We start from the raw sequence: 24,250 nt of genomic DNA on the forward strand, positions 1-24,250 counted from the left end.
GCAGTTATTGATAACGGATTGTTTTTACGTTGTCGTTCAACTTTTTTTACGGAGGGTAGGGAATGCGTTTAAATCTGGAGGCGCTGCTGATTCTGGATGCGCTCGATCGTCATGGCACCTTTGCCGCTGCGGCCGCGCGACTGTTCAAAACCGCGTCGGCGTTGAGCTATACCGTGCAGAAGATGGAGAGCGATTTAAAAATCACGCTGCTCGATCGCTCCGGCCATCGCGCCACATTCACGCCGACCGGCCGTCTGATGCTGGAAAAAGGGCGGACGCTGCTGCGTGCGGTGAACGAGCTGGAGCAGCAGGCGCGCTACGTGGAGAGCGGCTGGGAGAGTCTGCTGACCATCAGCGTGGATGCTTCGCTGCCGTTCAGCATCCTCACGCCGCTGATTGACGAATTTTATCAGCAGCACCCGCACACCCAGCTGCAGTTCCGTCAGGACGTGCTGGCCGGCTGCTGGGAAGCGCTGCACTACGGCGAAGCGGACATTGTCTTTGGCGCGGTTCAGGAACCCGCCACGCGCAAAGAGATTGTCTGCCAGCCGCTGGGCTGGCTGGAGTATGTGTTCGCTGTCGCTCCTGACCATCCGCTGGCGGCGGAGCCGGAACCGCTGCTGCGCGAACAGATTCGCCAGTATCGCGCGGTCACGGTGCATGATTCATCCCGCCACGGTGCCGGGATGGATTTACGCGTGCTGGATGAGCAGAAGACGCTGAGCGTGCATGATTTCCCGGCCAAACTGCAGGCGCATCTCGCCGGGCTCGGCTGTGGTTATCTGCCGCTTTATCTGGCGCGCCCGCACCTGGCGAGCGGTGCGCTGGTGGCGCGCCAGCTGGATAGCGAGTGCCGGCGCGATATCGCCTATCTGGCGTGGAATGAGAGCGCCTGCGGCAACGCGGCTATCTGGTGGCGCGAGCGCCTGCCGACGCTGCCCGGCCTGAGTGACATCTACGCGCCAGCCTGATCACAGCGCAATATGATGGCTGACCTGCGGGGGTTCATCACCCTGATGGAACTGCAGTACCGCCTGCTGTAACTCAGCATCGGCGCGCGAGACGCGCTGGTGCTGACGCAAATGCTCCTGCCATGACTCCACCATAAACCACTCCAGCAGCGCTCCGGCATCGTCGGTCTGCTCCATTAATCCCCACGCATAGGCACCGTCACGGCGTCGCGCCTGCGCCAGTTTGTGCATGGCGTGCTGGAAAGCGGCGCGATCGGCCTGGGGAACACGGTAGCGAATCTGGATCAGTACGGCGCCACGGCGGATATCCACCGCATCGCTTACCACTGGTTCAGCCCAGTGCTTCGCCGGCTGCAGATCCGCTTCGCCCGCCGGCAGCGCCAGCCGTTTTGCCAGCAGCGCCGTGATGAGCAGCGCCGCGCCGGCCAGCATCAGCGTTGACGCCAGACCCATGTGCTGGGCGATCAGACCCCAGGCCAGACTGCCACCCGCCAGCGTGCCGTTGAACACCATCAGATAGACCGCCAGCCCGCGACCGCGCACCCAGTCGGGCAGCACCGCCTGCGCCACGCCGTTGAGGGTCGTCAGCGCGATGATCCAGCCGGTGCCCAGGACCAGCATCAGCAGCAGCGCCAGCCACTGCGGCGGACTGAGCGCCAGCGCTACCATGACCAGCGCGCTGAGCACGGCGGAGAGCAGCATCAGTCCATCATGGCTCAGCCGGGCACGCAGGCGCGGCAGCAGCAGCGCGCCGGCAATGGCACCGGCACCGACGGCCCCGAGCAGCAAGCCGTAAAAGCCTGCGCTGCCGTGCAGCATGGTGCGCGCCACCAGCGGCAGCAGCGCCCAGATGGCACTGGCGAAGGCAAAATACAGCGCGGCGCGCAACAGTACGCGGTGCAGTTCGCGGCTGGCTTTCACATAGCGCAGCCCGGCGCGGAAAGCGCCAAAGAAGTGCTCATTCAGCGCGGTAGCGGCTTTCGCCGGACGTTTCCACCACAGCAGCGCGGCGATGACGAAAAAATAACTGGCGACATCGGCACCGTAAGCGGCCATAGCACCTAAACTTGCCAGCAGCAGGCCGCCGGTAGCCGGTCCAATCGCCCGGGCGATATTGATGCCCAGCGAGTTGAGCGCGACGGCATTTTTCAGCTCATGGCGGGGCACCAGCTCCGGCACGATGGCCTGCCATGCCGGACCGAACAGCGCCGCGCCGACGCCGCCGACAAAGGTCAGGCCGATCAGCCATTCAACGGTGAGCCAGTGGTTGTGCGACAGCAGCAGTAGCGTGCCGCTGACGCTGGCCATCAGCAGCTGCACCACAATCAGCAGGCGGCGGCGGTCAACAATATCTGACAGCACGCCGGCCGGCAGCGCCAGCAGAAATACCGGCAGCGTGGCGGCGGTTTGCATCAGCGCGACGGCGGTTGGGTTATCCGACAGTCCGGTAATCAGCCAGGCGCTGGCGACGTCACGGATAAAGCTACCGGTATTGCCGAGCACCGAAGCGGTCCAGATCACGGCGAAAAGCCCGTAGGCGAAAGGGGAAAACGCGCCGCTGCGCGCTGTTTGTGGATTTGGCTGGTTCATCAGGCTGTTCCTGTCAGTGTGCGATGAGAGCACGATACGAAGCTCGCCCGTCAGGAGATAGCGGAAAAAATCGGCCAACTTGTACAAGGATTTTTGACGGCAGGGCTTAGCAAAAATCTTTGCACAAGTTGTCAAAATCTCTGCTTTAGGTTTTTCCAGCATCCCGCGCTAGTTTGATTGCCAGACACAACATCACTGACTAACGGAGAAAAAACATGAGCACATTCAAGACTAAAGACGGCGTAAACCTGTACTTCAAAGACTGGGGCAAGGGGCAGCCGGTGCTGTTCAGCCACGGCTGGCCGCTGGATGCCGATATGTGGGACAGCCAGCTCAACTTCCTCGCCGAGCGCGGCTACCGCGTCATCGCGTTTGACCGCCGCGGCTTTGGTCGCTCCGATCAGCCGTGGGAAGGCTACGATTACGACACTTTTGCCGACGATATTCACGGCCTGATCGAGCATCTGCAGCTGGATGAGGTGACGCTGGTGGGCTTCTCGATGGGCGGCGGGGATGTGTCGCGCTACATCGGTCGTTATGGTACCGCGAAAGTGAAAGGACTGGTGCTGCTGGGCGCCGTCACCCCGATCTTTGGTAAAACCGACGATCACCCGGAAGGGGTGGAATCAGCGGTGTTTGACGGGATTAAAGCGGGTTTGCTGAAGGATCGTGCGCAGTTTATCAAAGAGTTCGCCACGCCGTTTTACGGCACCAACGCGGGCCAGACGGTTTCCGATGGCGTACTGACGCAGACGCTGAACATTGCACTGCTGGCGTCGCTGAAAGGTACGCTGGATTGTGTGACCGCGTTCTCTGAGACGGATTTCCGTGCGGATATTGCCAAAGTGGATGTGCCGACGCTGGTGATCCACGGCAGTAATGACCAGGTGGTGCCGTTTGAAGCCACCGGCAAGCTGGTGCATGAGATGATTGCGGGTTCGCAGCTGAAAGTGTATGAGAATGGCCCGCACGGTTTTGCGGTGACGCATCAGGACCAGCTGAATGCGGATCTGCTGGCGTTTTTGCAGGGGAATTAAGGGGGAGTGCGTTTTTTCCCCTCACCCTAACCCTCTCCCGCTTGCGGGAGAGGGAACCGATCGAGTGAACAATTAATTCGTTAATCACATATGGCAGCGTTTCCCTCTCCCGGTGGGAGAGGGGGCCGATCGAGCGGGGGATTGGCTCTTGAATTAACCTGGGCTGTCTCAGTCCTGCATATGGCAGCGTTTCCCTCTCCCGGTGGGAGAGGGCCAGGGTGAGGGCATCAGGCCGCAGTATCCCGCCTGCTACCACACCCAACCGCATTATCAGTCCGCCAGCAAATGCCCGTACATCGCCAGCAGGCGACGGGTGACGCCGTTGGTCCAGCCGAAGCCGTCCTGTAGCGGATACTCACCGCCGCCGCCCGGGCGGGCGCGATCGCCGCTGATATCGTACTTCTCTACCAGCTTATGGTGCAGCGAATAGAAATTCTTCACCGTGGTCAGCCAGTTGACCGCAATCTCCGTTGCCAGCGTCTCTTCACCGTAGTTATTGAGTCCGACCACCGCCATCCACTGCAGTGGTGCCCAGCCGTTGGGTTTATCCCACTGCTCGCCGCTCTCCACCATGGACGTCACCAGCCCGCCCTGCGTCAGCAGCAGCTGGCGCAGCGCCACCGCCTGCAGATGCGCCTGCTCGGGTGATGCCAGCCCCAGGAACAGCGGTACCACCGCCGCTGCGGTAAAGGCACCAAAGCGTTCACGTCGCCAGTCGTAGTCGCGGTACACGCCAGCGGTGTTGTCCCACAGATAGCGATGAATCGCCTGCTTGCGCGCATCCGCTTTCTTCTGCCACGCCAGGCCGGTGAGTTCTTCGCCCTTCGCGTGCGCCAGCGTCGAGATCATCAGCTCCAGCTTGTAGAGAAACGCATTCAGATCCACCGGAATAAACTGGGTGGTGCGAATGCTGGACAGACGCTGCGGATCGCGCAACCAGCGCGAGGAGTAATCCCAGCCGGAAGCGGCACCGGCGCGCAGATCGCGATAGACCTCGCTGGCCGGGCGACGCGATTTGCTGGCGGTTTCCACATCTTCCATCCACGACTCATCGCGCGGCGTGTCGCGATCGTCCCAGTAGCGGTTGAGCAGCGAACCATCCGGCATGCGCACCACGTGACGGTAGGCCTGATGCGGCATCAGCTCGCCGGCTCCGTCCATCCAGAACTGATACTCTTTCATCAGCTGGTCAAGATAGCGCTTCGCGCCGCGAATGCCGTCCTCTTCAAACAGCTCGACCATCAGCGCGAACACCGGCGGCTGCGAGCGGCTGAGGTAATAGGTACGGTTGCCATTCGGCACGTGACCGTAGTTATCAATCAGCCAGGCGAAGTTGTCCGCCATATGACGCAGCAGATCGTCGCGGCCCGCTTCGGCCAGTCCCAGCATGCTGAAGTAAGAGTCCCAGTAATACGTTTCACCAAAACGCCCGCCGGGCACCACGTAAGGCTTCGGCAGCGGCAGGAGCGACGAATGCGGTAAATGCTGCTGCGGCATTTTGGTTAACACTGGCCACAGATCGTCAATATGTTCCGTCAGGGTTTTATCCGGATTGGAAACATAAAAACTCTCATTGACCTGCGGTAAATAAAAATGCTCGTGGACAAATTTTTCCAGGTCGAACTCCGCCGAGCGTTTGCGGCGGCGATAGCGGATTAAAATATCCAGCGGATCGAATTTAGGCGCGCAGTCCGGAAACGTTTTGCTGTCGGCAAAAATACGTGACGTCTGCACGTGCTCAAACAGCTCCAGATAGCGATCGGCAGGCGTCAGCGCATCAGGCGCAGGCAGGCCTTCGATCAGCTCGGGTTCCGGCTCCGAATCCTGCATACCTTCGCGGATAAACTCGTGAGGATCGTATTGATACCCCAGATCAGCATGGGCTTCGTGTTCTCCGAAAGCTTGACGTTGCTGGTGGTTAGTATTAATAGCGGCCTCCTGAAATTGCCTGGTTGCTCAAAGGACAAATTATAGATCTCTGACCCGATGAGACAACAATGCGAAATATCTATGAACGTAATAAATCTTGTCGATTGATCGGCTATTTAAGGCTTTTTTCAGCGAATACAACGTCCTATATTTCAGGAATTGAAAGCAGTGTTTCAGATGGAGCTTTAAATAAATGAACAGATTTATCTGTAAATAAGAAAATCGTCAGTGATAACGGCAAAAAAGCGGGAAGAGGTTGATCATTTGATGGCAAACGAGACGGGGAAAAGAGGGGTTTTCATCGCCCTCACCCCGGATTTCACCGCAGGTGAGGGCGCCATCAGCGCCTTACTTTGCCAGCGTGGCTTTAATTACCGCGGCGAACGGTGTGGTCGGGCGGCCAATGAGTTTGCTGAGCGTGTGGCTGTCGTCGAACAGGGCACCCTGAGCGGCACCGGCGTCGGAATCCGCCAGCAGTTCGGCCAGCGGCGCGGGTAAACCGGCGCCGATCAGCGCCGCGCTGAATTCCGCAGGCGGCAGGTTAACGTACTCCACCTGTTCGCCGGACTGGTGGGCGATCTCCGCACTGAATTCTGCCAGCGTATAGCTGTCATCGCCGGCCAGTTCGTACACTTTGCCAGCCTGATCGTCACGACTGATCACCTCTGCCGCCGCGGCAGCGTAATCCTCGCGCGCCGCCGACGCGATGCGCCCGTCGCCCGCCGCGCCGATAAAGGCATGATGCGCTAACGCCGGTGCGATGCTGGCCGCATAGTTTTCGCTGTACCAGCCGTTACGCAGCAGGGCATAAGGGATGCCTGAAGCCTGCAACAGCGCTTCGGTGGCGCGGTGTTCGACGCCCAGACCCAGCGGCGAGGTATCGGCATGCAGCAGACTGGTATACGCGATAAATGACACGCCTGCCGCTTTGGCGGCATCAATCACCGCCCGGTGCTGGGCTTCGCGCTGGCCCACTTCGCTGGAGGAGATCAGCAGCACTTTCTGCACGCCGGCAAAGGCGCTGTGCAGCGTCTGTGGCTGGTTGTAATCCGCGGTACGCAGCGCGACGCCGAGCGCCTGCAGGTCCTGCGCCTTTTCCGGTGAACGTACCAGCGCGATGATCTCGCTGGCCGGTACTTTCTTCAGCAAGGCATTAATCACTAAACGGCCCAGTTGGCCAGTGGCTCCGGTTATCGCAATCATGGTGTTTTTCCTCAGGTTGAACTGGTATGGAAACAGCCTACGAGATAAACTAACTTTTAGTAAGTACTTACAAATTTGTTAGTTTGAGCGGAGTGATGTAAATGGCTGAAAACCTGAGTGATAAATTTTCCCGTGGTGAATTGCTCAATGTGAACTGCCCGTCACGTGAAGTGTTAAAACGGATTACCAGCCGCTGGAGTGTGCTGGTGTTACTGGCGCTGCGCGCTGAAACGCTGCGCTTCAGCGAACTGCGCCGCCGGATTGGTGGCATCAGTGAACGCATGCTGGCGCAGACGCTGCGCTACATGGAAGAGGATGGCTTCATTGAGCGTATCGCCTATGAAGTGGTGCCGCCGCACGTGGAGTACCGGCTGACGGCGCTGGGCCATGAGGTGGAAGGGCAGGTCATCGGCCTCGCCGACTGGCTGGAAAGCAATGTCCACCGCATCATTAAAGCGCCGCAGACGGCGTGAGTGCCGTCGCGGCGCGCCAGGCTCAGGCGTGCAAATATTTCTCAAACCAGCCGAGTGTGCGACCCCATGCGAGGTCGGCGGCGGCTTTGTCATAGCGTGGCGTTGAGTCGTTGTGAAAGCCGTGATTCACGCCGGGATAAATATACGCTTCATAGGTTTTGTGGCTGGCTTGCAGAGCGGCTTCATAGGCTGGCCAGCCTTCGTTGATGCCTTTATCCAGCGCGGCATAGTGCAGCAGCAGCGGCGCCTGAATGCGCGCCACATCTTCCGCTTTTGGCTGGCGGCCGTAGAACGGCACGGCGCAGGCCAGCTCAGGAAACGCCACTGCCGCCGCATTGGCTACGCCGCCGCCATAACAGAAGCCAGTGATGCCGACCTTGCCGTTCCCCTCGGGATGCTGCATCAGGAAATCGACCGCCGCGAAGAAATCGTTCATCAGTTTGGTCGGGTCGACTTTAGCCTGCATCGCACGGCCCTCTTCATCATTGCCCGGATAGCCGCCCAGCGAGCTTAAGCCATCCGGCGCCAGCGCGACATAGCCCGCTTTGGCGACCCGTCTCGCCACGTCTTCAATGTAAGGATTCAGGCCGCGATTTTCGTGTACCACCACCACGGCACCCAGCTTGCCGCTGGCGTGAGTCGGGCGCACCCGATAAGCGCGTACCTCGCCATGTCCCTGGGGCGACGGGTAGTGAATGTATTCGGCGTTGATATCAGGATCGGTAAACGACACCTGCTCTGCCAGCGCATAATTGGGGCTCATGGCGCTGAGCAGGGTGGCTCCGGTCATGCCGGCGATGGTGAACTTCGCGGCCAGCGAGAGAAACTCGCGCTTGCTGATGCGACCGTGCGCATAGTAGTCATAAAGCTCAAGCAGTTCCTGGGGAAAATCCTGGGCGGTAAGACGGGTCATAACCTCTCCTTCGCTGATTAACCGGACTGTGCTGCTTTAACAAAGCACAGCCTGACGCCGCTGGCAAATGCCATGCCCCAGCGGGTTAATGCGCGATGGCTCACAGAATGTCACCGAAAGGCAGCAAATTAATTTCTTTTTGGTCTATAAAAATTATCTTTTAATTGACAAAGTTTCTTTCTGGCGACTGTGCAGGAAATTTTACAGCGTAACGTGACGATGCGGTCCTGTGCCGTTTTGTCTTGCGCAGTAATTAACAGCTAAATTAGCCAGTTACCAGATTAACGCCTTTTCCTCTCGTTCTGCTTAATAACAAGATTGTCACAATAAATCACGGGCTTTAACCTTAACTTAGTGATTTTAAACAAGTAGTTTCTGGTGAAAACAATGATCGAAATCAAAAAATACTGTTATAGTTTTAGCCATTCCCACTGTTTCTTTTTGTTCTCGCCGCTTGCCTTACAATTGGCGTGAATCTCTTCCGACGTCACGAAATAATAATTTTGTGCGTCAAACTTGTTAATTATAAGTAAAAATTCGGTGTAATCTTGTGGCAAAGAGGTAAGCAATGTTTGGATTAGATGCCTTCCACCTGGCCAGGATTCAGTTCGCCTTTACTGTTTCCTTCCATATTATTTTCCCGGCCATCACCATCGGTCTCGCCAGTTTCCTGGCGGTGCTCGAAGGCATGTGGCTGAAAACCCGTAACGAGACCTATCGCGATCTCTACCACTTCTGGTCCAAAGTCTTTGCCGTTAACTTCGGTATGGGCGTGGTGTCCGGACTGGTGATGGCGTATCAGTTTGGTACCAACTGGAGTGGCTTCTCGCAGTTTGCCGGCAGTATTACCGGTCCGCTGCTGACGTATGAAGTACTCACCGCCTTCTTCCTTGAAGCAGGCTTCCTCGGCGTGATGCTGTTTGGCTGGAACCGCGTTGGGCCGGGCCTGCACTTCTTTGCCACGTGCATGGTTGCGCTCGGCACCATCATCTCAACCTTCTGGATCCTCGCGTCCAACAGCTGGATGCATACCCCGCAGGGCTACATCATTGAGAATGGCATCGTGGTGCCGCAGGACTGGTTTAAGATTGTCTTCAACCCGTCGTTCCCGTACCGCCTGTTCCATATGTCGGTGGCGGCCTTCCTCGCCAGTGCCTTCTTTGTTGGCGCGTCTGGCGCGTGGCATCTGCTGCGCGGTAACGATAACCCGGCAATCCGCAAAATGTTCTCCATGGCACTGTGGATGGCACTGATCGTAGCGCCGATTCAGGCGATGATCGGCGATGCGCACGGCCTGAATACCCTTGAGCATCAGCCGGCAAAAATTGCGGCGATTGAAGGCCACTGGGAAAACCCGCCGGGAGAAGCGACGCCGCTGATTCTGTTCGGTATTCCGGATATGGATGAAGAACGCACCAAATATGCGCTGGAAGTGCCGTACCTCGGCAGCCTGATTTTGACCCACAGCCTGGACAAACAGGTCCCGGCGCTGAAGAGCTTCCCGAAAGAGGACCGCCCGAATTCGCTGGTGATCTTCTGGTCGTTCCGCGTCATGGTGGCGATGGGCCTGCTGATGATCACCCTCGGCGTGCTGAGCCTGTGGCTGCGTTACAAAAAGCGGCTGTATAACTCCCGGCCGTTCCTGTGGTTCGCCCTGCTGATGGGCCCGTCCGGCCTGATCGCCATTCTTGCCGGCTGGTTTACCACGGAAATTGGTCGTCAGCCATGGGTGGTGTACGGCGTGCAGCGCACCATTGATGCGGTGTCGGCGCATGGTGATTTGCATATGAGCATCAGCCTGCTGGCCTTCATCCTCGTCTATTCGTCGGTGTTTGGTGTCGGCTACGTTTACATGATGCGCCTGATCAAGAAAGGTCCGCTGACCGGCGAGGGTAAAGATGTGCGCCACGGTGGTCCGGGGCAGGATAAAACACCTGCGCGTCCGCTTTCTGCGGCCCATGAGAGTCTGAACGAACCGCAGGAGGGTAAATAAATGATCGATTTCTCCATTATCTGGTTCGCCATTATCGTATTCGCCACCCTGATGTATATCGTGATGGATGGCTTCGATCTTGGCATCGGTATCCTGTTCCCGTTCAATAAAGATGCAGTTGAGCGCGACATGATGGTGAATACCGTTGCGCCGGTCTGGGATGGCAACGAAACCTGGCTGGTGCTGGGCGGTGCCGGTCTGTACGGTGCGTTCCCGCTGGCCTATTCGGTGATTGCCGATGCGCTGGCCATTCCGCTCACCGCGATGCTGATTGGCCTGATTTTCCGTGGCGTGGCGTTTGAGTTCCGCTTCAAGGCCACGGAAGAGCACCGCGCGTTCTGGGATAAATCATTTATCGCCGGTTCACTGCTGGCGACCTTCAGTCAGGGCGTTGCAGTCGGTGCGATTATCGACGGCTTCCCGGTGAAAGGGCGCGAGTTTGCCGGCTCGGCGCTGGACTGGCTGGCGCCGTTCCCGCTGTTCTGCGGCGTCGGTCTGGTGGTGGCGTACGCGCTGCTGGGCTGTACCTGGCTGATCATGAAAACCGAGCATGAGCTGCACCGTAAGATGTCCGCGCTGGCGACGCCGCTGGTGATCGCGCTGCTGCTGATTGTCGGCATTATCAGCCTGTGGACGCCGTTCACCCACGATGCGATTGCGCACCGCTGGTTCAGCCGTCCTAACCTGTTCTGGTTCCTGCCGGTGCCGGTGCTGGTGCTGCTGTGTTCGTGGGGCATCGTGCGCGCCATTAAGCGTGAGGCGCACTACTCGCCATTCCTGCTGACGCTGGCGCTGGTGTTTCTCGGCTTCTCCGGCCTCGGTATCAGCGTGTGGCCGCACATCATTCCGCCGTCGATCACCATCTGGGACGCCGCGTCACCGCCTCAGAGTCAGGCCTTTATGCTGGTCGGTAGCTTACTGATTATTCCGGTGATTCTGGGTTACACCTTCTGGAGTTACTACGTGTTCCGCGGAAAAATCAAAGCCGACGAAGGATACCACTGAGATGCAAACCGAGGTCAGCAATATGAACAACCCCACTGAAACGAAAGCCCCCTGGTGGAAGCGCGTGCTGTGGTTAGTAATCATCTACGGCGCAAGCGTGCTGGCACTGGGCGTGGTGGCATCACTGTTTCGTATGATGATGACGGCAGCGGGCATGCGTTCGCACTGAGTGGTCGATGAGGGCAGGCACGCCTGCCCGGTTGATTAAGCATTATCGGTCGCCATCAATGGCGACCCTACAGGTGATGCACGATGTTACAGGGTGCGCATTAATGTGCACCGATCATGTGTCGGCTCATCAGATTGGCCAGCATTTGGTCGCCATACATGGCGCCCCGACAGAGTACTGGCACGCTTTTCGTAGGGTGCGCATTGATGCGCACCGATATGAATCGAATTATCAATGCCTCTCATGCGCGATGCCGTTAAGACGATAAAAGGTTAGTCACCTAAGCAATTAATGCTTTTCCCGTCTCGCTGTCTTTACTCTTCCTTACGTTATCCATACGATTTTGTTATATTTATGTGACGGATTACGCAAAAGCACCGCCTTTCCCAACCCATTCAATTAAAAAAAATGCTCAGCCTGAATCTGAAAAAACAGTACATCAACGATCTGGTGGACTGGATCGAGGCCAATCTGACCGACGAGCTCAACATCGATCTGATTACCCTGAAATCCGGTTACTCCAAGTGGCACATGCAGCGCATGTTTAAAGAGATGACCGGCCAGACGCTGGCCTCGTACACGCGCAAACGTCGTCTGACGCTCGCTGCCATGGCGCTGCGCCTGACCAGCATGCCGCTTATCGATATCGCCGTGCGGTTTGGCTTTGATAATCAGCAAAACTTTACCCGGGTGTTTAAAAGCCACTTCGCCATGACGCCAGGCGCTTATCGCCGCATTCCTGAGATGCAGATGAAAGACTTCCACAGCCGCATCTCAACCCAGCGGCAGTGGGTGAGTGCGCGCCTGGCAGAGAAGCCGGAGCTGAAGCTGTGCGGAGAAGTGATCGAGTGGGAGTGCCGCTTCGGCGAATACATTGACCACCACAATCACGTGGTGGCGCAGCATACGCGTGATTTCATCGCCTTCGCCGGCCAGCACGTGCAGCGTGGCTGGCTGGGTTTCCAGTTCAGTCCGGGCGTCAACTCCAGCGATCAGCAGCATATCAGCCTGTTTCAGGCGCTGGAGAGCCAGTACGCCGACGTGCTGACCGGCAATGTACAGAACTGGACCGGTGAAAGCGGACTGTATGCGGAGATTGACTGGCACGGCGCGCCGGAAGAGATCAATGCGTTCACCGCAGAGGTGTACTACAACCATCTGCCTGCGCTCGGCGTGGCGCGGCGGTCGGGCAAGGACCTGATTAAGCTCGATCTCCGCTACAGCACGCCGGATCTGCTGCAGGGCACCTTTTACATTCCGGTCAAAGTCGGATAATGCATAAATCGTGCGGTAAACTGTGATAAACCGCACGATTTTATAAATTCCTGCGCCTGAGTGGCGTAAAATCCTTCACTGAAACCTGACTGACCGTGGAAAACACTGTTTGCCACCTCTCAGGCTGGATTATCACCTGCATGCCTGGTCCATTCCGGACCGTTATAGTGAAAAGACAAAAAATTATGCGACTTCTACCGTTGTTACTTTCAACAGCGCTTGTGGCGTTTTCCGCGCTGGCAAGTGCCCAGATGGCTGAGCCTTTCTCACCGCCAGGCGGCCTGCATCCGCATCAGCCGCATTGCGCCCAGCACGAGATTGCCGGCGACAATGCGCTGCCCCAGCAGCATAGCGATGACGTGACGCTGCTGACCTGCACTAACCACCAGGCCTGACGGCGCGCTACCTGCTTAGCGACCAGCGCCGTATTGCGTCCATCCGCTTTCAGCCTCTCCCTCCGCTGCAATACGCCCGGCCTGGCGAATAACTCGAAAATCCCGAGCAATAAACGAGACATAAGCTGCTTTTAACGAGGTGTTACAGCGGCTAAACTTCTCCACCAAATGTCTCTGCTCAGGAGGAGTTGTGAACAAACCCCGTAGTATTCGAAGCTTGCTGAAAAGCTTTATCGAAAGTGACGCCAGCAACGGCATGGTACTGATTCTGGCGGCGGTGGCGGCGATGGTGCTGGCCAATAATGCCGCCACCGCGCAGGGCTATCAAAACCTGCTGGCGGAGCCGGTACAGATTCGCTTCGGCGCGCTGGATATCAGCAAAAACCTGCTGCTGTGGATTAACGATGCGCTGATGGCGCTGTTCTTTCTGCTGATAGGCCTCGAAGTGAAGCGCGAACTGATCAGCGGCGAGCTGGCCAGCCGCGATCGCGCCATCTTCCCGGTGATTGCGGCGCTGGGCGGTATGGTCGCGCCGGCGCTCATTTTCCTGCTGTTCAATCATGATAACGAGGTAGCCCGCAACGGCTGGGCAATTCCCACGGCCACCGATATCGCCTTTGCGCTCGGCGTGCTGGCGCTGCTCGGCAGCCGGGTACCGGCGGCGCTGAAAGTGTTCCTGATGGCGCTGGCGATCATTGATGACCTCGGTGCCATCGTGATAATTGCGCTGTTCTACACCAGCGACCTGTCAGTGCTGTCGCTGAGCGTGGCGGGCGGCGCTATCGTGCTGCTGGCGATCCTCAATCGTTGCGGTGTGCGCAACATCGCAGTGTATATGCTGGTGGGCGTGGTGCTGTGGACCGCGGTACTGAAGTCCGGCGTGCATGCCACGCTGGCGGGCGTGGTGGTGGGCTTCTTTGTGCCGCTGGAGGAGAAAGAGGGACACTCACCGGCTGAGCACCTGGCGCACGGCCTGATGCCGTGGGTGAACTGGCTGATCCTGCCGCTGTTCGCGTTCGCCAACGCCGGCATCTCGCTCAGCGGCATCACCTTTGGCGATGTGCTGTCGCCGGAGCCGCTTGGCATTATCCTCGGTCTGCTGATTGGTAAACCGTTAGGTATCACGCTGTTCTGCTGGCTGGCGGTGAAGCTGCGGCTGGCGGCGTTGCCAGGCAGTACCACAATTCGCGACATTATGGCAATCGGCGTGCTGTGCGGTATCGGCTTTACCATGTCGATCTTCATCAGTTCGCTGGCGTTTGATGCCGCGCATGAACAGCTGGTGACGTTCTCGAAGCTGGGCATTCTTAGCGGTTCACTGCTGTCGGCGGTGATAGGTTACACGCTGCTGCGCATCAAACTGCGCTAATAAGGGGAGGCGCAAGCCTCCTTTATCGTATGAATCAGCTCAATTTTAATCATCTCTACTACTTCTGGCAGGTGTGCAAAACCGGTTCGGTGGTGCGCGCCGCTGAAGTGCTGTGCCTGACGCCGCAAACCGTGACTGGCCAGATCAAGGCGCTGGAAGAGCAGCTGAATGGCGTGCTGTTTCGCCGTCAGGGGCGCGGTCTGGTACCTACCGAGCTGGGGCAGCTGGTGTTTCGCTATGCCGATCGCATGTTTATGCTCAGCCAGGAAATGCTCGATATCGTTAACTACCGCAAGGAGTCGCATCTGCTGTTTGATGTTGGCGTGGCGGATGCGCTGTCAAAACAGCTGGTGAGCAAGGTGCTGGAAACGGTGGTGATGGCCGGCGAGAAAATTCAGCTGCGCTGCTTTGAATCAACGCATGAAATGCTGCTGGAGCAGCTCAGCCAGCATAAGCTGGATATGATCCTCTCCGACTGCCCGATAGATTCAACCCAGCAGGCCGGGCTGTTTTCGGTCAAGCTCGGCGAATGTCCGGTTAGCTTCTGGTGTAATGCGCCACTGCCTGAGCTGCCATTTCCCGCCTGTCTGGAGCAGCGGCGCCTGCTGCTGCCCGGCCGGCGTTCGATGCTGGGGCGCAAGCTGCTGAACTGGATCCACAGCCAGGGGTTACAGGTTGAGATTCTCGGTGAATTTGATGATGCGGCGCTGATGAAGGCGTTTGGCGCGCAGAACAATGCGATCTTTGTCGCACCGACGCTGTACGGAGACGATATCTACCGTGACGATAGCGTGCGCGAGATCGGCAGGCTGGAGACGGTGATGGAGGAGTATCACGTTATTTTTGCCGGGCGCATGATTCAGCATCCGGCGGTGCAGAGCATTTGCCATCGCGACTTCAGCGCGCTATTCAGCCACGGATCGCAGGCATAAAAAAACCGGCGAAGCGCCGGTTCTTTTAACAAAGCGATAAACAGACGGCGATTAAGCCAGTTTGTTGATCTGAGCAGTCAGGTTTGCTTTATGACGTGCAGCTTTGTTTTTGTGGATCAGACCTTTAGCAGCCTGACGGTCCACGATTGGTTGCATTTCGTTGAATGCGTTCTGCGCAGCAGCTTTGTCGCCGGTTGCGATAGCCGCGTATACTTTCTTGATGAAAGTACGCATCATAGAACGATTGCTCGCGTTATGCTTGCGACGTTTCTCAGATGTTACGGCGCGTTTCTTAGCTGATTTGATATTAGCCAAGGTCCAACTCCCAAATGTGTTCTATATGGACAAATCAAAGGCCGAGGACTATGCCTTTTGCGCCTTCTTTTGTCAATGGATTTGTGCAATAAAGCGTCGTTTTAACCACGACACCCGCTTACGTAATTGATGGCGCAAGATTCTACCAGCAACACCGCGCTGAATACAGTATTTCGCAACAAAATTGTTGTGATGGGGCCGGAGCCGCCAGCCAGCGGGCGCCTGACGCTGAATCAGGCGCAGGAAAGGCACGCAGACGGGTTAACCTGAACGCTATTCAAGGGTATAATCCGCCGATTTCCACCGGTTTGAGTCAGCCATGAAGTTTATCCGCGGTATTTACAATCTGAAAGAGCAGCATCGCGGCTGCGTCCTGACCATTGGTAATTTTGACGGCGTGCATCGCGGCCACCAGGCGCTGATGGCGGAGTTAATTGCCGAAGGACGTAAACGCAACCTGCCGGTGGTGGTGATGCTGTTTGAGCCACAGCCGCTGGAGCTGTTTGCCGGCGACAAAGCGCCGGCGCGCCTGACGCGTCTGCGTGAAAAGCTCAAATACCTCGCACTGGCGGGCGTTGATGCCGTGGTGTGCGTGCGCTTCGATCGCCGTTTTGCGGCACACTCAGCACAAAGCTTTATCAGCGAACTGCTGGTCGACAAGCTCAATGTGAAATTCCTCGCAGTGGGGGATGATTTCCGCTTTGGCGCTGGTCGCCAGGGGGATTTCCTGTTATTACAGAAAGCCGGTGCGGAGTATGGCTTTGAGGTCATCAGCACCCAAACCTATTGTCATGGCGGCAAACGTATCAGCAGTACGGCGGTACGTCAGGCGCTGGCGCAGGACGATTTTGCTCAGGCGCAGCAGCTGCTCGGTCATCCGTTCAGTATTTCTGGCCGCGTGGTGCACGGTGATGCACTGGGACGCACCATTGGTTTCCCGACCGCCAATCTCCCGCTTCGTCGCACCGTGACGCCGGTAAAAGGTGTCTTTGCGGTAGAAGTGCTGGGGCTGGGCGAGCAGCCGATTCCCGGCGTGGCAAACATTGGTACGCGCCCGACGGTAAAAGGTCTGCGTCAGCAGCTTGAAGTTCACCTGCTCGACACACATATGAATCTTTATGGGCGCCACATTGAGGTGGTGCTGAAGCAAAAGATTCGCGACGAACAGCGTTTCGCTTCGCTGGACGCGCTGAAAGAACAAATTGCGAAAGATGTGGTGACGGCCCGCCAATTTTTTGGGCTAAAAACACCGGTTTAATGACCGAAATACGGAACCGAGAATCTGATGAGTGACTATAAATCTACCCTGAATTTGCCGGAAACGGGGTTCCCGATGCGTGGCGATCTGGCCAAACGCGAACCGGGAATGCTGCAACGTTGGTATGATGACAACCTGTACGGCATCATCCGCGCAGCCAAAAAAGGGAAAAAAACCTTTATCCTGCATGATGGCCCTCCGTATGCGAACGGCAGCATTCATATTGGTCACTCAGTTAACAAGATTCTGAAAGATATTATCGTTAAGTCGAAAGGCATGGCGGGCTTTGACTCGCCGTACGTTCCGGGCTGGGACTGCCACGGCTTACCGATTGAGCACAAAGTCGAGCAGATGATCGGCAAGCCGGGCGAGAAAGTCAGCGCCGCTGAATTCCGCGCTGCCTGCCGCAACTACGCGGCGGAGCAGGTTGAAGGCCAGAAGAAGGACTTTATCCGCCTTGGCGTGCTCGGTGACTGGGATCGTCCTTATCTGACCATGAATTTCCAGACCGAAGCCAACATCATTCGCGCGCTGGGCAAAATCATCGGTAATGGCCACCTGCACAAAGGCGCCAAGCCGGTGCACTGGTGCATGGACTGCCGTTCCGCGCTGGCGGAAGCGGAAGTGGAGTATTACGACAAAACCTCACCTTCTATCGACGTGATGTTTAACGCGCTGGACGCCGATGCGGTTCGCGCGAAGTTTGGCGTTGCAACGTCAGAAGGCCCGGTTTCACTGGTTATCTGGACCACCACGCCGTGGACCATGCCGGCAAACCGCGCCATCTCGCTGCATCCGGAATTCGACTACCAGCTGGTGCAGATTGCTGGCCGCAGCCTGATCCTCGCGAAAGATCTGGTGGAATCGGTACTGAAACGCGCAGGCATCAGCGAGTGGCAGGTGCTGGGCGAATGCAAAGGCGCCGCGCTGGAGCTGCAGCTGTTCCAGCATCCGTTCCTTGAGCAGATCCAGTCGAAAGTGGTGCTGGGCGAGCACGTCACGCTGGACGCCGGTACCGGTGCGGTGCACACCGCGCCAGGCCACGGTCCGGATGACTATGTGATCGGCCAGAAATACGGCATCGAAACCGCTAACCCGGTCGGGCCGGACGGCGCGTATCTGCCGGGCACCTATCCAACCCTGGATGGCGTTAACGTATTTAAAGCCAACGACATGATCGTTGCGCTGCTGCAGGAGAAAGGTGCGCTGCTGCACGTGGAAAAACTGCTGCACAGCTATCCGCACTGCTGGCGTCATAAAACGCCAATCATCTTCCGGGCTACGCCGCAGTGGTTTATCAGCATGGATCAGAAAGGCCTGCGTGCGCAGTCGCTGAAAGAGATCAAAGGTGTGCAGTGGATCCCGGACTGGGGCCAGGCGCGTATCGAAGCGATGGTCGCTAACCGTCCGGATTGGTGCATCTCGCGTCAGCGCACCTGGGGCGTGCCGATGGCGCTGTTCGTCCATAAAGAGAGCGAGCAGCTGCACCCGGATACGCTGGAGCTGATGGAGAAAGTGGCGCAGCGCGTCGAGCAGGACGGTATTCAGGCTTGGTGGGATCTCGATCCGCGCGATCTGATGGGCGATGACGCCGATCACTACGTCAAAGTGCCGGATACCCTCGACGTCTGGTTTGACTCCGGATCGACCAGCTTCTCGGTGGTGGATGCGCGTCCGGAATTTGACGGGCACGCACCGGATATGTATCTGGAAGGCTCGGATCAGCATCGCGGCTGGTTCATGTCGTCGCTGATGATCTCCACGGCGATGAAAGGCAAAGCGCCTTACCGTCAGGTACTGACCCACGGCTTCACCGTCGACGGTCAGGGCCGCAAAATGTCGAAATCCATCGGCAACACCGTGGCACCGCAGGATGTGATGGACAAGCTGGGCGCGGATATTCTGCGTCTGTGGGTGGCCTCTACCGACTACTCCGGTGAGATGGCAGTATCCGACGAAATCCTGAAACGGGCCGCCGACAGCTATCGCCGTATCCGTAACACCGCGCGCTTCCTGCTGGCGAACCTTGCAGGCTTCAACCCGGCGACCGACTGCGTCAGCCCGGAAGAGATGGTAGTGGTGGATCGCTGGGCCGTAGGCCGTGCGCTGGCGGCACAGCAGGACATTGTGCAGTCGTACGAGAACTACGATTTCCACGAAGTGGTGCAGCGTCTGATGCACTTCTGCTCCATCGAGATGGGCTCGTTCTACCTCGACGTGATCAAAGATCGTCAGTACACCGCGAAGGGCGACAGCCTGGCGCGTCGCAGCTGCCAGACCGCGCTGTGGCATATCGCTGAAGCGCTGGTGCGCTGGATGGCGCCGATCATGTCGTTCACCGCGGATGAGATCTGGGGCTATCTGCCTGGCGAGCGTCCACAGTACGTGTTCACCGAAGAGTGGTATCAGGGCCTGTTTGGTCTGGCGCAGGATGAAGCGCTGAATGATGCTTACTGGGCAGAACTGCTGAAAGTGCGCGGTGAAGTGAATAAGGTGATCGAGCAGGCGCGCAGCGACAAGCGCATCGGCGGTGCACTCGAAGCCACCGTCACGCTGTACGCCGATCCGGAACTGGCGGCGAAGCTGCAGGCGCTGGGCGATGAGCTGCGTTTCGTGCTGCTGACCTCGGGCGCGACCGTGGCGGATTACGTGACGGCCAGCGACGAAGCGCAGCAGAGCGAGCTGTTAAAAGGTCTGAAAATCGCGCTGCATAAAGCAGAAGGCGAGAAATGTCCGCGCTGCTGGCATTACACTACTGACGTCGGCCAGAATCCGGAGCATGCTGCGGTGTGTGGACGTTGCTACACCAACGTAGCCGGAAACGGTGAAGTGCGGAAATTTGCCTGATGAGTAAACTGTGCTCAACCGGACTGCGCTGGGTATGGCTGGTGCTGGTGGTGATCGTGGTCGATTTTGCCAGCAAGCAGTGGGTCATGAACAACATGATGCTGCATGAAACTCAGCCGCTGATGCCGTTCCTGAACCTGTTCTACGCGCACAACTATGGCGCGGCGTTCAGCTTCCTGGCAGACAAAGGCGGCTGGCAGCGCTGGTTCTTTGCCGGTATCGCCATCGCCATTGTGGTGTCGCTGCTGGTGATGATGTACCGCAATCGCGCCAGCAATAAATTAACCAACATTGCCTACGCGCTGATTATTGGCGGGGCGCTGGGTAACCTGTTTGATCGTGCCTGGCACGGCTTTGTGGTCGACTTTATCGACTTCTATGTCGGTGACTGGCACTTCGCCACCTTTAACATTGCCGACTGCGGAATCTGCATTGGTGCGGCGCTGGTGGTGCTGGAGGGCTTTCTGAGCCCGAAAGGCAAACAGGTCACGAATAAATAAGGGTAACAGATGACAGACATCGTTCAGCGCGACAGCGCGCTGCTGGTGCATTTTACACTGAAGCTGGAGGATGGCTCGACGGCTGAATCCACGCGCGCCAACGGCAAGCCTGCGCTGTTCCGTCTGGGAGATGGCAGCCTGTCGGCGGCGCTGGAGCAGGAGCTGGTCGGACGTAAAGTGGGCGATCAGCACGCCTTTACGCTCGAGCCGGAAGACGCCTTTGGCGCTGCCAGCCCGGATCTGATCCAGTACTTCTCGCGCCGTGATTTCATCGACGCGGGCGAGCCGGAAGTCGGTGCCATCATGCTGTTCAGCGGCATGGGCGGCAGCGAGATGCCGGGCGTGATTCGTGAAATTTCCGGTGACTCGATTACCGTCGATTTCAACCATCCGCTGGCGGGTCAGCGCATTAAATTTGAGATTGAAGTGCTGGAGATCGATCCGGTGCTGGAGGCCAGCGATGCAAATCCTGTTAGCTAACCCACGCGGTTTCTGTGCAGGCGTCGACCGCGCTATCAGCATTGTCGAGCGGGCGCTGGAGATGTATGGCGCGCCAATTTACGTGCGCCATGAAGTGGTGCATAACCGCTACGTGGTCAGCAGTCTGCGCGAGCGCGGTGCGATCTTCATTGAAGAGATCAGTGAAGTTCCGGACAACGCCATCCTGATTTTCTCGGCACACGGCGTTTCCCAGGCCGTGCGGGCCGAAGCGAAAGCGCGCAGCCTCACCATGCTGTTTGACGCCACCTGTCCGCTGGTGACCAAGGTGCATATGGAAGTGGCGCGTGCCAGCCGTAAAGGCGTGGAAGCGATCCTCATCGGCCACGCCGGCCATCCGGAAGTGGAAGGCACCATGGGTCAGTACAGCAATCCGAACGGCGGCATGTATCTGGTGGAGTCGCCAGAGGATGTGTTTAAGCTGCAGGTAAAAGATGAAAACAACCTGTGCTTTATGACGCAGACCACGCTGTCGGTGGATGATACCTCGGACGTGATCGATGCGCTGCGTCAGCGCTTCCCGGCAATCATTGGACCGCGTAAGGATGATATCTGCTACGCCACCACCAACCGCCAGGAAGCGGTGCGCGTGCTGGCGCAGGATGCGGAGGTGGTTCTGGTGGTCGGCTCGAAAAACTCCTCCAACTCGAATCGTCTGGCGGAGCTGGCGCAGCGTGCCGGCAAGCTGGCGAAGCTGATTGATTCTGCGGATGATATTCAGGAAGAGTGGGTCAAAGGCGTGCAGTGTATCGGCGTTACCGCCGGCGCTTCGGCTCCGGATATTCTGGTGCAGCAGGTGATTCAGCGCCTGCGTGAGCTGGGCGGCGAAGCGGCGATTGAGCTGATTGGCCGTGAAGAGAATATCGTGTTTGAAGTGCCGAAAGAGCTGCGCGTCGACGTACGCAACGTGCAGTAAGCACTTCAATTTGCTGACAGAAACAGGCCGACAATGTTCGGCCTTTTCTTTATCCTTTATCACCTCAGCCGTGACTTCCAGCGGGCGGGATTGCTTTTACTGATAATCTATCGCGGCTGGCCTAAAATTCTTATTATCCCGTTATTATTGTGGCGTGACTGTTATCTGACCGTTAACCTGTTTACGCTTTGCATGCATAGTTTTGTATCAGGAATGAATAAATATGAGTGAAATCCGCATTGCTATTGTTGGTGCGCCGGGTCGCATGGGACGCAATCTGATTCAGGCCGCACAGCAGGCGGAAGGCGTGGTGTTAGGCGCGGCGCTGGCGCGCAGCGGTTCCTCGCTGCTGGGGGCGGATGCCGGTGAACTGGCGGGAATCGGCAAAACCGGCGTACGGGTGACCGACGATCTGCGGCAGGTGGTGAATGATTTCGATGTGCTGATCGATTTCACCCGTCCGGAAGGCACGCTGGAATATCTGGCGTTCTGCCGTCAGCATCAAAAAGCGATGGTGATTGGCACCACCGGTTTTGATGAAGCCGGTAAGGCAGCCATCCGTGAAGCAGCTGAAGAGATTGGCATCGTGTTTGCCGCTAACTTCAGCGTAGGCGTCAATCTGGTGCTTAACCTGTTACAGCAGGCGGCAAAAGTGATGGGCGACTATGCGGATATCGAGATTGTGGAAGCGCATCACCGCCACAAAGTGGATGCGCCATCAGGCACAGCGCTGGCGATGGGAGAGGCGATTGCCGACGCCATGCACTGGAAGCTGGATGAGCACGCGGTTTACGCGCGCGAAGGCCATACCGGCGAGCGCAAGGCGCAAACCATCGGCTTTGCCACCGTGCGCGCGGGCGATATTGTCGGTGAGCACACCGCGATGTTTGCGGATATCGGCGAGCGCGTAGAGATTACGCACAAGGCTTCCAGCCGCATGACCTTCGCCAATGGGGCCGTTAAAGCCGCCGCATGGTTGAAAGATAAAAAATCCGGCCTTTATGATATGCGTGATGTGCTGGATTTATCGATGTTGTGAGTGTTGTGAACCATCGTGATGTGGTTATTTCAATCGGTAAGATATTGATTGAACAGGGCAATGTTTTCATTGCCCTTTATTTTGTCTGTAAAATGGCAAGCTGAGTGTCATTTTTGTTTATGATGGTTATTTTTGTGATTTATCTGCACGTTTTTTCATGTTGAGTGGCTTTTTTTGACCATTTGGTCAAAAATTTACGCAGTCAGACGGTGTTTTGCCATTAATTGCGTCAGGCAACCGATTATTTATCGGAGATCTCTCACTATTTTGTCGCGTTGCTTCACTTTTAACATTCAGTAGCCCGAAATATACAAAAAAATAACCGCTCAGGGTAGACAATCACCAGGTCGATCATTAGAATGCGCGCAATTTGCCAAAAATCGAGCGGTCAGGCGGTTTTTGCATTGATTCAGCGCATCATTTTGAATTAATATGCAGATATTGTGACTGTTTATTCCCTGGAGGATGTTTTGATTAAGTCAGCGCTCTTGGTTCTGGAAGACGGAACCCAATTCCACGGTCGGGCCATCGGGGCAACGGGATCGGCAGTGGGGGAGGTCGTTTTCAATACGTCAATGACCGGTTATCAAGAAATCCTCACTGATCCTTCCTATTCCCGCCAGATCGTCACCCTCACTTATCCTCATATCGGCAACGTTGGTGCCAATGCCGCCGATGAAGAATCCAGTCAAATTCATGCTCAGGGCCTCGTCATCCGCGATCTGCCGCTGATTACCAGCAACTTCCGCAGCGAAGAGAGCCTGTCAGCCTATCTGCAGCGCAACAACATTGTCGGTATCGCCGATATCGATACGCGCAAACTGACGCGCCTGCTGCGTGAGAAAGGGGCGCTGAACGGCTGCATCATCGCCGGCGACAGTCCGGATGCGGCGCTGGCGCTGCAGAAAGCCCAGGCGTTCCCGGGCCTGAAAGGCATGGACCTGGCGAAAGAAGTGACCACGGCGGAAACCTACGCGTGGCAGCAGGGGAGCTGGGCGCTGAAAGGCGGCCTGCCCGAGCAGCAAAGCGCTGACGCGCTGCCGTTCCACGTGGTGGCTTATGACTACGGCGCCAAGCGCAACATTCTACGCATGCTGGTGGATCGCGGCTGTCGCCTGACGGTTGTCCCGGCGCAAACGCCGGCAGATGAAGTGCTGGCGCTGAATCCGGACGGGATTTTCCTGTCGAATGGCCCTGGCGACCCGGAGCCGTGCGACTACGCCATCAGTGCGATTCAGGCTTTCCTGAAGACCGACATTCCGGTGTTTGGTATCTGCCTTGGCCATCAGCTGCTGGCGCTGGCCAGCGGTGCGAAAACCGTGAAGATGAAGCTTGGCCATCACGGTGGCAACCATCCGGTGAAAGATCTCGATAACAACACCGTGATGATCACCGCGCAGAACCACGGTTTTGCCGTCGATGAAACCAACCTGCCGGCTAACCTGCGTGTGACCCATGTTTCCCTGTTTGACCAGACCGTACAGGGCATTCACCGCACCGACAAACCGGCGTTCAGCTTCCAGGGACATCCGGAAGCCAGCCCAGGCCCGCACGATGCGGCGCCGCTGTTCGATCACTTTATCGAACTGATCGAAGCTTACCGTTCTAACGCGAAGTAATCAG

22 protein-coding genes are annotated in these 24,250 nt (G+C 57.3%); 17 read left to right on the forward strand and 5 right to left on the reverse strand.

The window, feature by feature from the left end; genetic code table 11:
* Positions 1-62: 62 nt before the first annotated feature.
* A complete protein-coding gene (locus OXR61_RS07965) occupies positions 63-971 on the forward strand; it encodes a LysR family transcriptional regulator (RefSeq protein WP_021507614.1) in 909 nt (302 codons plus the stop codon).
* On the opposite strand, the gene OXR61_RS07970 is transcribed toward OXR61_RS07965, so the two are convergent.
* Complete coding sequence (locus OXR61_RS07970; protein ID WP_021507613.1) at positions 972-2,561, reverse strand: MFS transporter; 1,590 nt, start codon at positions 2,559-2,561, stop codon at positions 972-974.
* Positions 2,562-2,776: 215 nt separating this feature from the next.
* Between OXR61_RS07970 and OXR61_RS07975 the strand changes: the two genes are divergently transcribed.
* Positions 2,777-3,598, forward strand: coding sequence for an alpha/beta hydrolase (locus tag OXR61_RS07975; RefSeq protein ID WP_010616452.1), 822 nt, complete (start codon positions 2,777-2,779; stop codon positions 3,596-3,598).
* Positions 3,599-3,868: 270 nt separating this feature from the next.
* Here the strand turns inward: OXR61_RS07975 and treF are convergent, their stop codons facing one another.
* Both treF and OXR61_RS07985 read right to left on the reverse strand, forming a co-directional pair.
* Positions 3,869-5,527: an alpha,alpha-trehalase TreF gene (treF, locus tag OXR61_RS07980; protein WP_052022814.1), complete on the reverse strand. Its 1,659-nt coding sequence runs from the start codon at positions 5,525-5,527 to the stop codon at positions 3,869-3,871.
* 348 nt (positions 5,528-5,875) lie between these two features.
* A complete protein-coding gene (locus OXR61_RS07985) occupies positions 5,876-6,730 on the reverse strand; it encodes an SDR family oxidoreductase (RefSeq protein WP_267411682.1) in 855 nt (284 codons plus the stop codon).
* Between the two features lie 101 nt (positions 6,731-6,831).
* On the opposite strand from OXR61_RS07985, the gene OXR61_RS07990 reads away from it, so the two are divergent.
* Positions 6,832-7,203: a helix-turn-helix domain-containing protein gene (locus tag OXR61_RS07990; protein WP_021507610.1), complete on the forward strand. Its 372-nt coding sequence runs from the start codon at positions 6,832-6,834 to the stop codon at positions 7,201-7,203.
* Between the two features lie 22 nt (positions 7,204-7,225).
* On the opposite strand, the gene yghX is transcribed toward OXR61_RS07990, so the two are convergent.
* On the reverse strand, positions 7,226-8,116 hold the full coding sequence (gene yghX, locus OXR61_RS07995; protein WP_021507609.1) for a YghX family hydrolase: 891 nt from the start codon (positions 8,114-8,116) through the stop codon (positions 7,226-7,228).
* Positions 8,117-8,684: 568 nt separating this feature from the next.
* Here yghX and OXR61_RS08000 point away from each other — a divergent pair.
* The 7 genes from OXR61_RS08000 (at position 8,685) to nhaR (ending at position 15,254) form a co-directional block, all read left to right on the forward strand.
* Complete coding sequence (locus tag OXR61_RS08000) at positions 8,685-10,109, forward strand: cytochrome ubiquinol oxidase subunit I (protein ID WP_021507608.1); 1,425 nt, start codon at positions 8,685-8,687, stop codon at positions 10,107-10,109.
* Positions 10,110-11,114, forward strand: coding sequence for a cytochrome d ubiquinol oxidase subunit II (gene cydB, locus OXR61_RS08005; protein ID WP_021507607.1), 1,005 nt, complete (start codon positions 10,110-10,112; stop codon positions 11,112-11,114). It abuts the gene before it with no gap.
* A 1-nt stretch (position 11,115) separates the two neighbouring features.
* The gene (locus tag OXR61_RS08010; protein ID WP_021507606.1) at positions 11,116-11,283 is read left to right on the forward strand and encodes a DUF2474 domain-containing protein; all 168 of its coding nucleotides are present in this window, start codon (positions 11,116-11,118) and stop codon (positions 11,281-11,283) included.
* Between the two features lie 408 nt (positions 11,284-11,691).
* The gene (locus tag OXR61_RS08015; protein WP_021507605.1) at positions 11,692-12,558 is read left to right on the forward strand and encodes a helix-turn-helix domain-containing protein; all 867 of its coding nucleotides are present in this window, start codon (positions 11,692-11,694) and stop codon (positions 12,556-12,558) included.
* Between the two features lie 251 nt (positions 12,559-12,809).
* Entirely contained in the window at positions 12,810-12,953 is a 144-nt protein-coding gene (locus tag OXR61_RS08020) for a hypothetical protein (RefSeq protein WP_021507604.1), read from the forward strand.
* Positions 12,954-13,143: 190 nt separating this feature from the next.
* Positions 13,144-14,322, forward strand: coding sequence for a Na+/H+ antiporter NhaA (gene nhaA / locus OXR61_RS08025; protein ID WP_031279712.1), 1,179 nt, complete (start codon positions 13,144-13,146; stop codon positions 14,320-14,322).
* 29 nt (positions 14,323-14,351) lie between these two features.
* Positions 14,352-15,254, forward strand: a complete 903-nt coding sequence (gene nhaR / locus OXR61_RS08030; RefSeq protein ID WP_021507602.1) for a transcriptional activator NhaR — start codon at positions 14,352-14,354, stop codon at positions 15,252-15,254.
* Positions 15,255-15,305: 51 nt separating this feature from the next.
* Here the strand turns inward: nhaR and rpsT are convergent, their stop codons facing one another.
* Positions 15,306-15,569 carry a 30S ribosomal protein S20 gene (gene rpsT, locus OXR61_RS08035; RefSeq protein WP_013507813.1) on the reverse strand — a complete coding sequence of 88 codons (264 nt, stop codon included), beginning with the start codon at positions 15,567-15,569 and terminating at the stop codon, positions 15,306-15,308.
* Between the two features lie 319 nt (positions 15,570-15,888).
* On the opposite strand from rpsT, the gene ribF reads away from it, so the two are divergent.
* From ribF to carA, 7 genes are all read left to right on the forward strand, one after another.
* On the forward strand, positions 15,889-16,827 hold the full coding sequence (ribF, locus tag OXR61_RS08040) for a bifunctional riboflavin kinase/FAD synthetase (protein ID WP_021507600.1): 939 nt from the start codon (positions 15,889-15,891) through the stop codon (positions 16,825-16,827).
* A gap of 27 nt (positions 16,828-16,854) precedes the next feature.
* Entirely contained in the window at positions 16,855-19,674 is a 2,820-nt protein-coding gene (ileS, locus tag OXR61_RS08045) for an isoleucine--tRNA ligase (RefSeq protein ID WP_031279711.1), read from the forward strand.
* Positions 19,674-20,174 carry a signal peptidase II gene (lspA, locus tag OXR61_RS08050; RefSeq protein ID WP_021507598.1) on the forward strand — a complete coding sequence of 167 codons (501 nt, stop codon included), beginning with the start codon at positions 19,674-19,676 and terminating at the stop codon, positions 20,172-20,174. The genes ileS and lspA overlap by 1 nt, the downstream gene beginning before the upstream one ends.
* A 9-nt stretch (positions 20,175-20,183) precedes the next feature.
* Entirely contained in the window at positions 20,184-20,654 is a 471-nt protein-coding gene (fkpB, locus tag OXR61_RS08055; protein ID WP_021507597.1) for an FKBP-type peptidyl-prolyl cis-trans isomerase, read from the forward strand.
* Positions 20,635-21,588: a 4-hydroxy-3-methylbut-2-enyl diphosphate reductase gene (gene ispH / locus OXR61_RS08060; protein ID WP_021507596.1), complete on the forward strand. Its 954-nt coding sequence runs from the start codon at positions 20,635-20,637 to the stop codon at positions 21,586-21,588. The genes fkpB and ispH overlap by 20 nt, the downstream gene beginning before the upstream one ends.
* Positions 21,589-21,811: 223 nt before the next feature.
* Positions 21,812-22,627: a 4-hydroxy-tetrahydrodipicolinate reductase gene (gene dapB, locus OXR61_RS08065; RefSeq protein ID WP_021507594.1), complete on the forward strand. Its 816-nt coding sequence runs from the start codon at positions 21,812-21,814 to the stop codon at positions 22,625-22,627.
* 470 nt (positions 22,628-23,097) lie between these two features.
* A complete protein-coding gene (gene carA / locus OXR61_RS08070; RefSeq protein WP_031279710.1) occupies positions 23,098-24,246 on the forward strand; it encodes a glutamine-hydrolyzing carbamoyl-phosphate synthase small subunit in 1,149 nt (382 codons plus the stop codon).
* Positions 24,247-24,250: the final 4 nt, after the last annotated feature.

It is taken from the genome of Pantoea sp. GM_Pan_4 (assembly GCF_026541005.1).
Lineage (GTDB): Bacteria > Pseudomonadota > Gammaproteobacteria > Enterobacterales > Enterobacteriaceae > Pantoea > Pantoea dispersa.

Bases quoted from the DNA above. Each gene is read 5' to 3' on its own strand.
- OXR61_RS07965 (WP_021507614.1), top strand. From the start codon at position 63: ATGCGTTTAAATCTGGAGGCGCTGCTGATTCTGGATGCGCTCGATCGT.
- OXR61_RS07970 (WP_021507613.1), bottom strand. From the start codon at position 2,561: ATGAACCAGCCAAATCCACAAACAGCGCGCAGCGGCGCGTTTTCCCCT.
- OXR61_RS07975 (WP_010616452.1), top strand. From the start codon at position 2,777: ATGAGCACATTCAAGACTAAAGACGGCGTAAACCTGTACTTCAAAGAC.
- OXR61_RS07985 (WP_267411682.1), bottom strand. From the start codon at position 6,730: ATGATTGCGATAACCGGAGCCACTGGCCAACTGGGCCGTTTAGTGATT.
- OXR61_RS07990 (WP_021507610.1), top strand. From the start codon at position 6,832: ATGGCTGAAAACCTGAGTGATAAATTTTCCCGTGGTGAATTGCTCAAT.
- yghX (WP_021507609.1), bottom strand. From the start codon at position 8,116: ATGACCCGTCTTACCGCCCAGGATTTTCCCCAGGAACTGCTTGAGCTT.
- OXR61_RS08000 (WP_021507608.1), top strand. From the start codon at position 8,685: ATGTTTGGATTAGATGCCTTCCACCTGGCCAGGATTCAGTTCGCCTTT.
- cydB (WP_021507607.1), top strand. From the start codon at position 10,110: ATGATCGATTTCTCCATTATCTGGTTCGCCATTATCGTATTCGCCACC.
- OXR61_RS08010 (WP_021507606.1), top strand. From the start codon at position 11,116: ATGCAAACCGAGGTCAGCAATATGAACAACCCCACTGAAACGAAAGCC.
- OXR61_RS08015 (WP_021507605.1), top strand. From the start codon at position 11,692: ATGCTCAGCCTGAATCTGAAAAAACAGTACATCAACGATCTGGTGGAC.
- OXR61_RS08020 (WP_021507604.1), top strand. From the start codon at position 12,810: ATGGCTGAGCCTTTCTCACCGCCAGGCGGCCTGCATCCGCATCAGCCG.
- nhaR (WP_021507602.1), top strand. From the start codon at position 14,352: ATGAATCAGCTCAATTTTAATCATCTCTACTACTTCTGGCAGGTGTGC.
- ribF (WP_021507600.1), top strand. From the start codon at position 15,889: ATGAAGTTTATCCGCGGTATTTACAATCTGAAAGAGCAGCATCGCGGC.
- ileS (WP_031279711.1), top strand. From the start codon at position 16,855: ATGAGTGACTATAAATCTACCCTGAATTTGCCGGAAACGGGGTTCCCG.
- lspA (WP_021507598.1), top strand. From the start codon at position 19,674: ATGAGTAAACTGTGCTCAACCGGACTGCGCTGGGTATGGCTGGTGCTG.
- fkpB (WP_021507597.1), top strand. From the start codon at position 20,184: ATGACAGACATCGTTCAGCGCGACAGCGCGCTGCTGGTGCATTTTACA.
- ispH (WP_021507596.1), top strand. From the start codon at position 20,635: ATGCAAATCCTGTTAGCTAACCCACGCGGTTTCTGTGCAGGCGTCGAC.
- dapB (WP_021507594.1), top strand. From the start codon at position 21,812: ATGAGTGAAATCCGCATTGCTATTGTTGGTGCGCCGGGTCGCATGGGA.